The sequence below is a fragment of the Sphaerisporangium siamense genome, from assembly GCF_014205275.1.
Lineage (GTDB): Bacteria > Actinomycetota > Actinomycetes > Streptosporangiales > Streptosporangiaceae > Sphaerisporangium > Sphaerisporangium siamense.
Map to the genome: position 1 here is coordinate 388163 of NZ_JACHND010000001.1, position 14099 is coordinate 402261.

Annotated in this window: 13 protein-coding genes; 8 read left to right on the plus strand and 5 right to left on the minus strand. The window is 73.0% G+C overall.

Annotated elements, in window-relative coordinates; all coding sequences use genetic code 11:
* The first annotated feature begins 72 nt into the window (after nt 1-72).
* The 5 genes from BJ982_RS01730 (at nt 73) to BJ982_RS01750 (ending at nt 5362) form a co-directional block, all read left to right on the plus strand.
* A complete protein-coding gene (locus BJ982_RS01730; RefSeq protein WP_184875913.1) occupies nt 73-957 on the plus strand; it encodes an ABC transporter substrate-binding protein in 885 nt (294 codons plus the stop codon).
* On the plus strand, nt 948-1940 hold the full coding sequence (locus tag BJ982_RS01735) for an amino acid ABC transporter permease (RefSeq protein WP_184875915.1): 993 nt from the start codon (nt 948-950) through the stop codon (nt 1938-1940). The genes BJ982_RS01730 and BJ982_RS01735 overlap by 10 nt, the downstream gene beginning before the upstream one ends.
* Complete coding sequence (locus BJ982_RS01740) at nt 1937-2719, plus strand: amino acid ABC transporter ATP-binding protein (protein WP_275411776.1); 783 nt, start codon at nt 1937-1939, stop codon at nt 2717-2719. The genes BJ982_RS01735 and BJ982_RS01740 overlap by 4 nt, the downstream gene beginning before the upstream one ends.
* On the plus strand, nt 2716-4377 hold the full coding sequence (locus BJ982_RS01745) for an N-acyl-D-amino-acid deacylase family protein (RefSeq protein WP_239123723.1): 1662 nt from the start codon (nt 2716-2718) through the stop codon (nt 4375-4377). Before BJ982_RS01740 ends, BJ982_RS01745 begins: the two co-directional genes overlap by 4 nt.
* Before the next feature lie 103 nt (nt 4378-4480).
* Nucleotides 4481-5362 carry a serine hydrolase gene (locus BJ982_RS01750; RefSeq protein ID WP_184875917.1) on the plus strand — a complete coding sequence of 294 codons (882 nt, stop codon included), beginning with the start codon at nt 4481-4483 and terminating at the stop codon, nt 5360-5362.
* On the opposite strand, the gene BJ982_RS01755 is transcribed toward BJ982_RS01750, so the two are convergent.
* Together BJ982_RS01755 and BJ982_RS01760 are read right to left on the minus strand one after the other, a co-directional pair.
* Nucleotides 5349-6260, minus strand: a complete 912-nt coding sequence (locus BJ982_RS01755) for a LysR family transcriptional regulator (RefSeq protein ID WP_184875919.1) — start codon at nt 6258-6260, stop codon at nt 5349-5351. The genes BJ982_RS01750 and BJ982_RS01755 overlap by 14 nt on opposite strands.
* Before the next feature lie 63 nt (nt 6261-6323).
* Nucleotides 6324-6752: an ATP-binding protein gene (locus tag BJ982_RS01760; protein ID WP_203959463.1), complete on the minus strand. Its 429-nt coding sequence runs from the start codon at nt 6750-6752 to the stop codon at nt 6324-6326.
* A 324-nt stretch (nt 6753-7076) separates the two neighbouring features.
* On the opposite strand from BJ982_RS01760, the gene BJ982_RS01765 reads away from it, so the two are divergent.
* From BJ982_RS01765 to BJ982_RS01775, 3 genes are all read left to right on the plus strand, one after another.
* Nucleotides 7077-7994 (plus strand): Sco1979 family transcriptional regulator, encoded by a 918-nt coding sequence (locus BJ982_RS01765; RefSeq protein ID WP_184875921.1) that lies wholly within the window; start codon nt 7077-7079, stop codon nt 7992-7994.
* A gap of 78 nt (nt 7995-8072) precedes the next feature.
* The gene (locus BJ982_RS01770; protein WP_184875923.1) at nt 8073-8618 is read left to right on the plus strand and encodes a type 1 glutamine amidotransferase domain-containing protein; all 546 of its coding nucleotides are present in this window, start codon (nt 8073-8075) and stop codon (nt 8616-8618) included.
* A gap of 164 nt (nt 8619-8782) precedes the next feature.
* On the plus strand, nt 8783-9670 hold the full coding sequence (locus BJ982_RS01775) for a sugar kinase (protein WP_184875925.1): 888 nt from the start codon (nt 8783-8785) through the stop codon (nt 9668-9670).
* Nucleotides 9671-9687: 17 nt separating this feature from the next.
* Here BJ982_RS01775 and BJ982_RS01780 read toward each other — a convergent pair whose 3' ends face one another.
* From BJ982_RS01780 to BJ982_RS01790, 3 genes are all read right to left on the minus strand, one after another.
* Nucleotides 9688-10098, minus strand: coding sequence for a RidA family protein (locus BJ982_RS01780; protein WP_184875927.1), 411 nt, complete (start codon nt 10096-10098; stop codon nt 9688-9690).
* Nucleotides 10099-10181: 83 nt separating this feature from the next.
* On the minus strand, nt 10182-11456 hold the full coding sequence (locus tag BJ982_RS01785) for a cytochrome P450 family protein (RefSeq protein ID WP_184875929.1): 1275 nt from the start codon (nt 11454-11456) through the stop codon (nt 10182-10184).
* Between the two features lie 169 nt (nt 11457-11625).
* On the minus strand, nt 11626-14028 hold the full coding sequence (locus BJ982_RS01790) for a GcvT family protein (RefSeq protein ID WP_184875931.1): 2403 nt from the start codon (nt 14026-14028) through the stop codon (nt 11626-11628).
* Nucleotides 14029-14099 lie beyond the last annotated feature (71 nt).

Consider the following 14099-nt stretch of genomic DNA (forward strand, 5'->3'; position numbering starts at 1 on the left):
GGTGCATGCGTGATGGGTCTGTGACCTGGCGTCGCCACCCTAACGTCAAGCAGCTTCAAAGTAGGAGATTTCATGACAAAGCGGCTATATGCGGCTATAGCCGCCGTGCTGGCCATTTCTGCGGTCACCGGTGGTTGCGGACGTTCGTCCTCGGGCGACGACGCGGGCAAGAGCACGGCCGCGGCCCAGGCCAAGACGGCCAAGGACCTCGTGCCCGAGGCGCTGCGCAAGACCGGCGTGCTCCGGGTGGCGACCTCCGAGGGCTACCCGCCCATGGAGATGTACAAGAAGGGCACGCAGGAGCTCACCGGCGTCGACCCCGACCTCGCCGCGGCCATCGCGGAGAAGCTGGGCCTGAAGGCGTCGGTGACCAACGCGGCCTTCGACGGCCTGATCCCCGGCCTGCAGGGCGACCGCTGGGACATCGTGATGTCCTCGCTGAGCGACACCGAGCAGCGCCGCGCCGCCGTGAACTTCGTCGACTACTTCAACGCCGGCGGCGCGATCATGGTCAAGAAGGGCAACCCCGAGGGCATCAAGACGCTCGACGACCTCTGCGGCAAGGCCGTGGTGCTGGCCAAGGGCAGCTCCAACCTGGCGATCGGCGAGAAGCAGAACGAGAAGTGCGCCGACAAGATGAAGATCACCCAGAGTGAGGACGCGCCCACCGGCCTGCTCAGCATCGACTCCGGCCGCACGGTCGCCACGATCGTGGACTCCCCCGTGGCCGCGATGTACGTCAAGGAGACCGGCAAGTACGAGGTGCTGTCCGAGCAGTACGACGCCGGGCCCTGGGGCATCGCGATCGACAAGCGCGAGGAGGACCTGCGCGACGCCGTGGCCAAGGCCATGGAGGAGCTGATGGCCGACGGCGGGTACAAGGCCGTCCTCGACAAGTACGGCGTCGCGGCCAACGCCGTGCCCGAAGTGCTCGTCAACACGAAACCATGGAAGTGAGCCCGGCGACCGGTCAGGCCGCGCGGGACGGGGCGGACGGGGCGGACGGGGTCGCGGACGGGCGTGCGGAGGAGGAGCGCTACGCGCTCCCGATCAAGGCCGCGCACCCGCCGCGGCCCGGCCGCTGGCTGCTCGCCGTGGTGGCCGCGGTGTTCCTGGTGTGGCTCGTCTACACGATCATCGTCAACGAGAACCTGCACTGGGACGTCATCACGACGTTCCTCGTGGACGGCAGGGTCCTCGGCGGCCTGTGGGTGACGATCCAGCTCACCGTCCTGTCGATGCTGATGGGCCTGGTGCTCGGCGTGCTCGCGGCGGTCATGCAGCTCTCCGGCAGCCCCGTGCTGCGCGGCGCCTCCGCCCTCTACACCTGGTTCTTCCGCGGCACCCCGCTGCTGGTCCAGCTCATCTTCTGGTTCAACATCGGGCTCGTCTTCCCGAAGTTCGGCCTCGGCATCCCCTTCGGCGGGCCGAAGCTGATGGAGTGGCAGGCCAACGAGCTGATCACGCCGTTCACCGCGGCCCTGCTCGGCCTCGGCATCAACGAGGGCGCGTACATGGCCGAGATCGTGCGCGCGGGCATCCGCTCGGTGGACCCCGGGCAGCGCGAGGCGGCCGAGGCGCTCGGCATGTCGCACCGCCAGGTGCTGCGCCGCGTCGTCCTCCCCCAGGCCATGCGCGTGATCATCCCGCCGACCGGCAACCAGTTCATCTCGATGCTGAAGACCACCTCCATGGTGTCCGTCATCGCCGGCGCCGAGCTGCTGACCGTGTCCCAGCGCATCTACCTCGGCAACTTCGAGGTCATCGCGCTGCTGGTGGTCGCCTCGATCTGGTACGTCGTGCTCACCACGCTGGCGAGCATCGGGCAGCACTTCATCGAGAAGCGGTTCGAGCGCGGCCACCACCAGCACGGCGCGCCCCGCGTGTCCGGGAGGATCCGCCGCAACCTGCGGCCTTTCGCGAAGGGCGGCCCGTCATGACGGCGTCCAACGGGTCCGCGGCCCCGATGGTCAAGATCCGCGCGGTGCGCAAGTGCTTCGGCGCCCTGGAGGTGCTGAAGGGCATCGACCTGGAGGTGCCGTCGGGCGGCGTGGTGTGCGTCGTCGGCCCGTCCGGCTCGGGCAAGTCCACCCTGCTGCGCTGCGTGAACCGCCTGGAGACGATCGACGCCGGCCGTATCTGGGTGGACGGCGAGCTGATCGGGTTCGACGAGCGCGACGGGCGCCTGCACATGCTGCGCCCGGCCGATCTGTGCCGGCAGCGGCAGGAGATCGGCATGGTGTTCCAGCGCTTCAACCTCTTCCCGCACCGCACGGCGCTGGAGAACGTCATGGAGGGGCCGGTCGCGGTCAAGGGCGTGGGGAAGGCGGAGGCGCGCCGCCGGGCGGTCGAGCTGCTGGAGCGCGTGGGCCTGGGCGACCGGGCGCACCACTATCCGGGCCAGCTCTCCGGAGGCCAGCAGCAGCGCGTCGCGATCGCCCGCAGCCTGGCCATGAACCCCAAGCTGATGCTGTTCGACGAGCCCACGAGCGCGCTGGACCCCGAGCTGGTCCAGGAGGTGCTCGCGGTGATGCGCGACCTCGCCGCGAGCGGCATGACGATGATGGTCGTCACCCACGAGATGGGGTTCGCCCGCGAGGTCGGCGACCACCTGGTCTTCATGGACGACGGCGTGATCGTCGAGCAGGGCGCGCCCCGCGAGGTGCTCGCCGCGCCCCGCCACGAGCGGTTCCGCGCGTTCCTCGGCCAGGTCCTGTGAGCGGGGACGAGGGCGCGGCGCGTGGCGCCGTGCCCGGCAACCCGCTGGATGGAGCGCGGGCCGACCTGCTGATCCGGGGCGGTCTGGTCGTGGACGGCACCGGCGGGCCCGCCCGGGAGGCCGACGTCGCGGTCGCGGGCGGACGCCTGGCCGTGGTCCCCCGGGGACGGCGCGTGGCGGCCGACGCGGTGCTGGACGCCGAGGGCATGGCGGTCGCGCCCGGGTTCATCGACGTCCACACGCACTCCGACGGCGTGGCCATGCTCGCGGAGAACGGCGCGGCCGGGGCCGTGGACCTGGTGTGGGCGTCGGTCCTGCAAGGGGTGACCACGGAGATCTGCGGGAACTGCGGCTCCAGCCTGTTCCCCGCCCTGCCGGAGCGAATGGCGGCGATGCACGCGGAGACCCGGATCTACTTCGGCGGCACGGTCGGGATGTATCAGGACTTCGCGGAGTTCGCTGCCCGGCACGCCGAACTGCCCCGGGCCAACCACATCACTTCCCTGGTCGGCCACGGCACGCTGCGGGCGGGCGTCATCGGCCACGCCGACCGCCCGGCCACCCCCGCCGAGCTGGACACCATGCGCGCGCTGCTCGACCGCGCGCTCGCCCAGGGCGCCGCGGGCCTGTCCACCGGCCTGATCTACACCCCCGGCACCTACGCGGGCACCGCCGAGGTCGTCGCGCTCGCCGAGGTCGCCGCCCGGCACGGCAAGCCGTACGTCACGCACCTGCGCGACGAGATGTCCCGCGTGGAGGAGGCGCTGGAGGAGGCGATCGAGATCGCCCGCGCCAGCGGCGCCGCGCTGCACGTCTCGCACCACAAGACCGCGGGCAAGTACGCCTGGGGGCGCACCGCGCGCACCCTGCCCAGGATCACCGCGCTGCGCGAGGGCGGCATGGACATCACCTGCGACGTCTACCCGTACACGGCGGGCAGCACGTCGCTGTCGGCGATGCTGCCGCCGTGGGCCAACGACGGCGGCTTCCCCGCGCTCGCCGCGCGCCTCGCCGACCCCGGCGAGCGCGAGCGGATGCGCCTCGCCATCAAGGGCGGCGTCCCCGGCTGGGAGAACACCGTCGGCAACGGCGGATGGGACCGCGTCTCCATCGCCTGCGCCCCCCGCCACCCCGAGATCGAGGGACGGACGGTCGCCGAGCTGGCCGCGTCGCGGAACGACGACCCGGTGGACACCGTGGCCGAGCTGCTGCTGTCCGAGAACGGCGAGGTGACGATCATCAGCCACTCGATGGTCGAGGAGGACGTCCAGCGGGTGCTGGCCACGCCGTACGCCATGATCGGCTCGGACGGCGTGCCCAAGCCGGGCGGGCGCCCGCATCCCCGCTGGGCCGGCACCTATCCCCGCGTGCTCGGGCACTACGGGCGCGAGCTCGGGCTGCTCGGACTGGAGACGGCGGTGCACAAGATGACCGGCATGCCCGCGGCACGGTTCGGCCTGCGCGACCGGGGAGTCGTGCGCGACGGCGCCCACGCCGACCTGGTGGTCTTCGACCCCGCCACGGTGGCCGACCGGGCCACCTTCGCCAGCCCGCTCCTGCCCCCCGCGGGGGTCCACGCGGTGATCGTCGCCGGCGAGGTCGTCGTCCGCGACGGCGCCCCGGCCCCGGCGCGCCCGGGAAAGGTGCTCGCGACATGACCGCCACCCCCACGCCGGATCACGCCATGACCGCCGTCCACCTCGTCCCCCCGCCGGACCACGCCATGACCGCCGTCCCCGCGTCCCTCCGCCGGGTCACGCGATGAGCGCCGCTCCGTCGGCCGGGCCCGCGCCGGACCTGGAGGTTCTCGCGCGGGAGTGTCCCGGCACGCTGGCCGTCGCCGTGCCGGGGATGCTCGCCGTCAACGAGAACGCCGAGCTTCCGCTGGCGAGCGTGGGCAAGCTGCTGCTGCTCGCCGAGGTCGCGCGGGCCGTCGTCTCCGGCTCGCTGGACCCCGGCGAGGTCGTGGCGCTCCGCGAGGAGGACCACTGCGGCGGCTCGGGGCTGCTCGGCGGGCTGTCGGCCGGCCGCTGGACGGTCGGCGACCTCGCCCTGCTCACCGCCTCGGTCAGCGACAACACGGCCACCAACGCGCTGCTGCGGCGCGTCGGGATCGACCGGGTGAACGCGGGCGCGGCCGAGCTGGGGTTCCGGCGCACCCGGATCCTGGACCGGATCCGCGAGCCGCGCCTGCCCGCGCACCCGCCGACGTTCGCCGTCGGCACCGCCGCCGAGCTGGCCGCCTTCGCCGCCCGCCTGGCCGAGGCCCTCTCCACGCCCCCCGCTACCCCTGCCTCCGGATCCCCGCCGGCCTCAGGCCGGCCCGAGGTCACGTGGGAGCGCGCGCTGGCCGGATGGATGGCGCACAACACCGACAGGAGCCTGGTCCCGGCCCTCCTCCCCCACGAGCCCGAGGACCGCGAGATCCCGGCCGCGCCGCCGCCCGGCACGGTGTGGGTGGCGAACAAGACCGGCACGGACGCCGGCACGCGGACGGACGTGGGGGTGATGGCGGGACGCCGGTGGCTGGGCTACGCCGTGCTGGCCCACGGCCCGGCCGGCGCCGAGCACGCGCTGGTGACCGCGGCACGGCGGGCGGGGCTCGCGGTGGGCGCGCTGGCGCTGCGGGTCAGCGCGCGGTGACGCGGAGCCGGGCCGAGGCGTCGCGCAGGTAGTCGATGAACGAGCGCAGCGCCGGGTTGGGGTTGGTGGGCCGTACGGCCGCGCCGATGCTGCGGTACAGCTTCGGCCCCTCGACCCGGCAGGTCTGGATGCCGGAGGCGCCCTGCGTGCCGAGGCTCGGGACCAGCGCCACGCCGAGCCCGGCGCGGACGAGCCCGAGCGTCACCTCGTAGTGGTCGCTGCGGCAGCGGATCGCCGGGTGGAAGCCCTCCAGGGCGCTGGCACGCTCCAGGACCGAGACGGGGGTGTCGGTCCCGTAGGTGGTGATCCAGGGCTCGTCGGCCAGGTCGGCGAGGCGGACGCGGGACCGCTGGCCCGCCGGGTGCCCGACCGGCATGACCAACAGCTGCGGCTCGTCGAACAGGTGGATGACCTCCACGCCCTCGGGCGGCTTCCACGGGTCGAGCGCGTGCTCGAACACGACGAGCACGTCCAGCGCGCCGCGTTCGAGGTCGGGCAGCAGTTCGTGCGGCTGGCCGAGCTGGAGGTCCAGGTCCACGCCAGGGTGCCGGGCGCTGAACGTCGAGAGCGCGAGCGGCAGAAGGCGGTATCCGGCGGAGGCGAAGAAGCCGATGCTGAGCTGCCCGGCGTCGGCCCGCGCCTGGGCGAGCAGGTCCTTCTCCGCGGCCTCGATGATGTCGAGCACCTCCTGGGCCCGGGTGGCGAGCCGCCGTCCGGCCGCGGTCAGGCGCAGGCTGTGGGCGTCGCGCTCGGCGAGGCCGACCCCGGCCTCCTCTTCGAGGCGGGAGAGCTGGTGGGACACGGCCGACGGCGAGAGCCGCAACGTGCGCGCGGCGCCGGCGATGCTGCCGGTCCTGAAGATTTCGAGAAGCACCCGGAGGCGGTGACTGCTCAGCATCCCCTCAGTATCGGCGCAGGCCAGACGTGCTGATGACCGGCAGCGGGCCCGGAGGGGACGGCGCTAGGCGGTGGCGCGGCGCTGCTGGATCACGGCGGGGGCGGTGAACGCGGCCCAGACGAGCTTGCCCCGCCCTTCGAACACCCGCCAGCCCCACGAGCAGCTCAGGCTCTCGACCAGCCGCAGGCCCCGCCCGGTCTCGGCGTACTGGTCGGCGTCGGTGACGACGGGCGGCCGGTCGGTCGGGTCGGCCACGGCGCACACCAGGTGGGTGGCGCGGTGGAGCAGGCGGACGCGGGTCGGCTCGCCCGCGTGCCTGACGGCGTTGGTGACGAGTTCCGAGATGACCAGGCGGGCGTCGTAGCTCAGCTCGCCGAGGCCCCAGGCGCGCAGCGTGGTGACGGTGAAGTCGCGCGCGGTCTTGATCGTCGTCCCGGTGCGGCCGAGCCCCGAGATCTCGGCGCCCCTCGGCTCCCAATGGTCGGTTTCCATCGCTGGAAGCAGCCACCACGGCGCGTCACCCCGTACCACATGTTGCCGGCGTGCCAGGTGTGCGGTCATCGGGGTCCTCGCTACGTTGGGGGGTCGTGGGCGCGGGGCGTCGAAAGTCAATCTTTCTTCACTGGCCGTTCCGATGCAAGTACAGATGCACGTGCAGATAGGGTTTTTCACACGGATTCGTGACATTCCGTGGCTATACCGTGGCAGAGAAGTGATCTTCGTGGAAAATCCACCAATAGAAGGGCTCGTATACGGCTGCCGGAGAATGATGAGACACTGTCGCGTCATCTGATCCGCGGCTCTCAGGGAGCTTCCATGACGTCGGCGCTCGGTCCCCGGCCACGGCCGGAGGACGACGATGTCCTCAGCGTCCTCAGCTATTCCCGTGGCGGCCCCACGGTCCTGCGCATCGTTCTCGGCGCCCAGCTCCGCAGGCTCCGCACCGCCAAGGGGATCACCCGCGAGGAGGCGGGGCACGCCATCCGGGCCTCGCACGCCAAGATCAGCCGTCTGGAGCTGGGCAGGGTCGGCTTCAAGACCCGCGACGTCGCCGACCTGCTCACCCTGTACGGGATGACCGACCCGCAGGAGCGCCACAGCTTCCTCGCCCTGGCCGACCAGGCCAACGCCCCGGGCTGGTGGCACAAGTTCAGCGACCTCCTCCCCACCTGGTTCGAGCTGTACGTCGGCCTGGAGGAGGCCGCCTCGATCATCCGCACCTACGAGATCCAGTACCTGCCCGCCCTCGTCCAGACCGAGGACTACGCCCGCGAGTTCATCAAGCTCGGCCACGCGGGCGCCCGCGGGGAGGAGATCGACCGCCGCATCGCGCTGCGGATGGCGCGGCAGAAGCGCATGACCGGCCCCGACGCGCCCCGGCTCTGGGCCCTGGTGGACGAGGCCGCGCTGCGCCGGCGGCTCGGCGACCGCAAGATCATGCGCGCGCAGGTCGACCGGCTCCTCGAACTCGTCGACGTGCCGACGATCACGGTGCAGGTGATCCCGTTCGGCCACGGCGGCCACGCGGCGGCGGGCGGGCCGTTCACCATCCTGCGCTTCACCGAGCCGGAGCTGCCCGACGTCGTCTACATGGAGCAGCTCACCAGCGCCCTGTACCTGGACAAGCGCGAGGAGACCGACCCCTACATGCGGGTCATGGACCGCCTGTGCGTCGAGGCGGCCACCGCGCCGGAGTCCCGGCGGTTCCTCGCCGCCCTGCGCCGGGACATCTGAACCGGGCGGGCGCATACACCGCCCGGAGCGGGGCACGTGCCTGAGAGAAAGGAAAACCGCAGCTCAGAGGAGTATGTCATGCTTCAGGGCAAGACGATCGCCTTTCTCACCGCCACCGAGGGAGTGGAACAGGTCGAGCTGACCGAGCCCTGGCAGGCCGTCGAGCAGGCCAGCGGGACACCCCGCCTGATCTCGACCGAGCGCGGCACCGTCCAGGCGTTCAACCACCTGGACAAGGCGGACACCTTCGACGTCGACGCCACCGTCGACGAGGTGAGCGTGGACGACTTCGACGGGCTCGTGCTGCCGGGCGGCGTCGCCAACCCGGACAACCTGCGGATGCACGAGAACGCGGTCCGGTTCGCGCGCTCCTTCTTCGACGCGGGCAAGCCCGTCGCGGCCATCTGCCACGCGCCGTGGACGCTGATCGAGGCGCGCGTCGTCGGCGACCGCGCGATCACCTCGTGGCCCAGCCTCAGAACCGACCTGCACAACGCGGGCGCGGCGTGGACCGACCAGGAGGTCGTCGTCTGCACCAACGGGCCCAACACGCTGATCACCAGCCGCAAGCCCGACGACCTCAAGGCCTTCTGCCAGGCCGCGGTCGACGCCTTCGGCGACTGAGAGTCCCGAGACGGCCCGTCCGGGGGGACGTTCCCGGCAACCCCGGACGGGCCGGACGGCCGGTCAGATCCGCTCGCGCGCATTCGTTGTGGGCGGGACGGGCCGTCTGCCATGCTGTGCGCCGTCAGTGGCAGACCGCGATACGCATGGCGGAAGAGATCCATATGACCGAGGTCTTCACGCTCGGAGAGGCGCTGGGCATCGTCTCGGCCGACCGCCTGCGCCACGACTCCGAGGTCCGCCTCGACGTCGGCGGCGCCGAGTTCACGCTGGCCGTGGGCCTGGCCCGCCTCGGTCACACGGTCGCCTGGCTCGGCCGCGTCGGCGCCGACGAGCTCGGCGCCCGGGTGCTCACCGTCCTGCGCGGCGAGGGCGTGGACGTCTCCCACGTCCGGTCCGACCCCGGTGCCCCCACCGGCCTCGTGGTCCGGCAGCGGCGCATCGGCCGGGCCGGCCACATCGTCCACTACCGCGGCGGCTCGGCGGGCTCACGCCTCGGGCCGGGCGACGTCCCCGCCCGCGCCGTGCAGTCGGCCAAGGTGCTGCACGTCACGGGCATCACCCCGGCGCTGAGCGGCACCGCCTGGAGCGCCGTCCATCACGCCGTCAAGCTCGCCAGGGACGCCGGCGTCACGGTCTCGGTGGACGTCAACCACCGCCCCCAGCTCTGGCCGGACCGGCAGGAGGCCGTCGAGGCCCTCGCCGAGCTGGCCACCGGCGCCGACGTGCTGTTCGTGAACCAGGACGAGCTCCACCTCGTGGAGCCGGTCATGGGGACGGCCCGCGAGCTGGTCGTCACGCGCGGCGGCAAGGGCGCGAGCGCCACCGTCAACGGCATGCGCTACGACGCCCAGGCCGCGCCGGTGACGGTCGTGGACCCGGCGGGCGCGGGCGGCGCGTTCGCGGCCGGGTACCTCAGCGGCCTGATCGAGGAGCTGCATCCGACCGACCGGCTCCGGCGCGGCTGCGCGCTCGCGGCGTTCACCGTGGCGAGCGCGAGCCTGTGGCAGGGTCTGCCCACCCGCGCGGAACTCCCGCCGCTGACCTTCTGACCCCCGCCGCCGTCCGCTCAGCGCGCGGGGACGACCGCCACCGCCTCCACCTCGACGAGGATGTCCGGCGAGGCCAGCGCGCTCACCACGATCAGCGAGTGCGCGGGCCAGTCCCCCTCGGGGAACCACGCGGCGAAGGCGCCGGCGCGGCCCGCGCGGCTCCCCGCGACGTGCTCGGCGCCCGCCACCATCGTGAACAGCCTGACCAGGTCGCGGGGCCCGGCCCCCGCCGCGGTGAGCAGCGCGGCGATGTTCTCGTAGATCTGGCGGGTCTGGGCCTCGGCGTCCGGTGCGGCCATCCGCCCGTCCGGCAACGCGCCGATCTGGCCGGAGACGAACAGCAGCTCCGCGCCGGGCGGCACGGCGGCCAGGTGGCTGTACTGCCCGACCGGCGCGGCGATCTCTTCTGGACTCCAGCGGCGGACCATGGCGGTTCCTCTCGTTCGCCCGGGCCACCCCCGCTCGGATGGCCTGAATCCCGACAAAGATCCCACATCCGGCCGGGCAGGCGTCAGATCCTCAGCGGCAGCCGGGCGAGCCGCCAGGCCCCGGGCACCGGCTGGCGCTCCAGGTCGTCGGGGTCCACGGCCAAGGACAGGCCGGGGAAGCGGCGCAGCAGCGCCGCGAAGGCGACCTCCCCTTCCTGGCGCGCCAGCGCCGCGCCGAGGCAGTAGTGCAGGCCGTGCCCGAAGCCGACGTGGGTCTCCTTGCGGCCGTCCGGCTCACGGGTGATGTCCAGCCGCTCGGGGTCGCCGAACGCGCGGGGGTCGTGGTTGCCGCCCGCGATCAGCGCCATCACGGGCTCGCCCTTGCGCACCCGCATGCCGCCGATCTCGACGTCCTCGGCCGCGTACCGCAGGCGGGTCGCCTGCACGGGCCCGCACCAGCGCAGCAGCTCGTGGACGGCGCGCGGCATCAGCGCGGGGTCCCTCCTGAGCAGGGCGAGCTGTTCGGGGTGGGTGAGCAGCGCCACCGTGCCGTTCCCGATCAGGTGGGCGGTCGTCTCGTGCCCGGCGAGCACGAGGGTCAGCACGAGCGTGACCATCTCGATGTCGCCGAGCCGGTCGCCGTCCTCGTCGTGCGCGCGGATCAGGCCGGTCAGCAGGTCGCCGCCGGGCGCGGCGCGGCGCCGTTCGATCAGCTCGTGGATGTAGGCGATCATGTCGCCGAGGACGGCGCCCACGCCGTCCGACTTCAGGTCGGTGAGCACCTTGCCCCACGCCCGCCACCGAGGACGCTCCTGCTCGGGGATGCCGACCAGCTCGCAGATGACGGTGATCGGCAGGGGGTAGGCGAAGTGCTCCATCAGCTCGGCCACGCCGTCCTCGGCGGTGCCGGGCAACCGGTCGAGCAGGCCCTCGGTGATCTCCTCCACCCGGGGCCGCAGCTCGGCGACGCGGCGGGCGGTGAAGGCCCGGGACACGAGCCTGCGCAGGCGGATGTGGTCCTCGCCGTCGGCGTCGAGGACACTGTCGAGCAGGTAGGGGGCGTATTCGCGGGGAATGCCCCGGGCCTCGATCATCCGCTCGCGGATGCTCCGCACATCCATGCCCGGCACGCTGGCCGGGTTGTTGACGAACCGGTGGTCCCCGAGCACGGTCTTGACGTCCTCGTACCGGGTGGCCAGCCAGATCGGCGGCGTGCCCTCGAAGACGACGCCGCGCACGAGCGGGGCGCGCTCGCGCATGGCCGCGTAGGCCACGAAAGGATCCCTCAGGACGTCGGGATCCATGAGGCTGACCGCCCCGGGCTCGCGGGTGGCGCCGCCATCGGCCGAAGTTCCCATGCTCGCCCTCCCAGGGTGAGGATTCGCGTGCCGGACGGACCTCGCCCCGGCTCCGCGCCGCACGCGCGCACCGGGTCACGAGGGGCGTGGGGTTTCTATTGACGCCTCATGCCCGCTTCAACCCTCACCCGCGAGAACGGGCTGGTCAGACCGGTGTTTTCGGCCGGCCTTAAGCGCCGGGCAGCCGGCGCGCCCGCGTGTCGCCCGGGTCGTAGAGCGGCTCGGGGACGATCTCGGCCGTCACCCAGCCGCCGTTGACCCCCACCTCGACCAGGCCGTCCGCCGGGCCGTCGGCCGGCAGGTAGGCGTAGGCGATCGAGCGGTCGACGCGGTGGCCGTAGCCGCCGCTGGTCACCCGTGAGGCCGGGACGCCGTCCACCCGGACCGGCTCGCCGCCCAGGCAGACCTGACGGGGGTCGGCGAGCACCAGGCAGCGCAGCGACCGCTCCGGCGCGGTCAGCGCGGCGCGGCCCAGGAAGTCCCCGCTGTTGCGGACGGCGAACCCGAGCCCCGCCTCCAGCGGCGTCGTCTCGGGGGTGACGTCCAGGCCCCAGACGCGGTAGCCCTTCTCCAGTCGCAGGCAGTCCAGGGCGCGGTACCCCGCCGGACGCATGCCGTGCGGGAGCCCGGCCGCCATGAGCGTGTCCCACAGGGTGAGGCCGTACTCGGAGGGGCAGTACAGCTCCCAGCCGAACTCCCCGGCGAAGGTCACCCGCTGGGCCAGCACGGGCACGTACCCGACGGTGATCTCGCGGGCCCGCAGGTAGCCGAACGTCAGATCGTCGCCGGTCAGCCCGCCGAGGATGTCCATCGCCTTCGGACCCCACAGGCAGTAGCAGGCGTACGCCGAGGTGACGTCGCGCGCCTCGACGCCGTGGCGGCGCAGCCAGGCGGCGTCGTGCACGCCGAACGCGGTGCCGGTGACCATGCGGAAGCGGTCCTCGGCGAGGCGCGTGACGGTCACGTCGGCCTCGACGCCGCCGCGCTCGTTGAGCATCTGGGTGTAGACGACCGAGCCGACGGGACGGTCCAGGTCGCCCGCGCACAGCCGCCGGAGCGCCGCCAGGCCGGTGATCTCCAGCTTGGCGAAGGAGGTCTGGTCGAACAGCCCGGCGGCGTCTCGCGTGGCGAGGCACTCGGCGCGGATCGCGGGCGACCAGACGCGCCCGGCCCACCCGGCGGGACGGTGCTCCTCCCCGTCGCGGTCGCCGTCGCGCGCCGCGAACCAGTTGACGCGCTCCCAGCCCGCCTTCTCGCCGAACTCGGAGCCGAGCTCGGCGTGGCGGGGCCAGGCCGGGGACCGGCGCAGCGGGCGGGCGGCCAAGCGCTCCTCTCCGGGGTACACCACGTCGTAGTACTTGCTGTAGGAGTCCAGGGCCTTGGCACGTGACCAGCGGGAGCCGCGCGCGTGGGAGCCGAACCGGCGGATGTCCATGCCGAAGACGTCGTACTCGGGAGAGCCGTCGACGATCCACTCGGCCATGACCTTGCCCACCCCGCCCGCGGCGGCGAGGCCGTGCACGCAGAACCCCGCGGCCACCCACAGCCCGGCGACGGATGTCTCACCGAGCAGGAACTCGCCGTCGGGGGTGAACGCCTCGGGGCCGTGGACGACCTTGGCGAACGCGGCGGCGTCCGGCGGGAGGTCGCGGAGGTCCGGCAGGCGGTGGCGCGCCGCGTCCCACGACTCCTGGAATTTCGGCATATCGGGGTCGAAGAGCGTGCGCGGCTCGGCCAGCGGCGCGGCGGCGTCCCACACCTCGGGGCTGCGGATGTAGCCGCCGACGAGGATGCCGCCGCCCTCCTCGCGGAAGTACACGATGTTGTCCGGGTCCCGCACGGTCGGCGTGCTCGCCGCCACGCCGAACGGCCGCGTCACGACGTACTGGTGCTTGATCGGCACGATGGGGACGTCCACCCCGGCCAGCCGCCCGACGGCGCCCGCCGCCGCCCCCGCCGCGTCCACCACGGTCTCGGTCCTGATCACCCGCGCGCCGACGCGGACCCCGCTCACCCGCCCGTCCCCGGTGTCGATCCCGGTCACCTCGACGCCGGTCACGACGCGGACGCCGAGCTTCTCCGCGCCCGTCGCGAGGGCACGGGCCAGGCGCGCGGGGTCGAGCCAGCCGTCCCCCGGCAGCCACAGCGCCGCCCGCACGTCGGAGACCTCCATGAGCGGCAGCATGGCGCGCGCCGCGTCCGGCGAGAGCAGCTCCATGTCCAGGCCGTAGGTCTCCGCCGCGCCGGCCTGGCGCAGCAGTTCCTCGTGCCGCTCGGCCGTGGTCGCCAGCCGCAGCCCGCCGACGCCGTGCCAGCCCGGGTCCAGGCCGGTCAGCTCGCTCAGCTCGGGGTAGAGCCCGGCCGAGTACATGATCATGCGGGTCTGGGTGACCGTGGACCTGAGCTGGCCGACGAACCCGGCCGAGTGCCAGGTCGTGCCCTCGGTCAGCTCGTGCCGTTCCAGCAGGACGACGTCCGTCCAGCCGAGGCGGGCCAGATGGTAGGCGACGCTGCACCCGGCCACGCCGCCGCCGATGACGACGGCCTGAGCCTGGGCGGGAAGCTGCTCCATCGGTACCCCCGTGTAACGACCAGACCGTGGAATCGGATCAATGGTCTGAAGGTAGACCAAAGGAGGCCCGC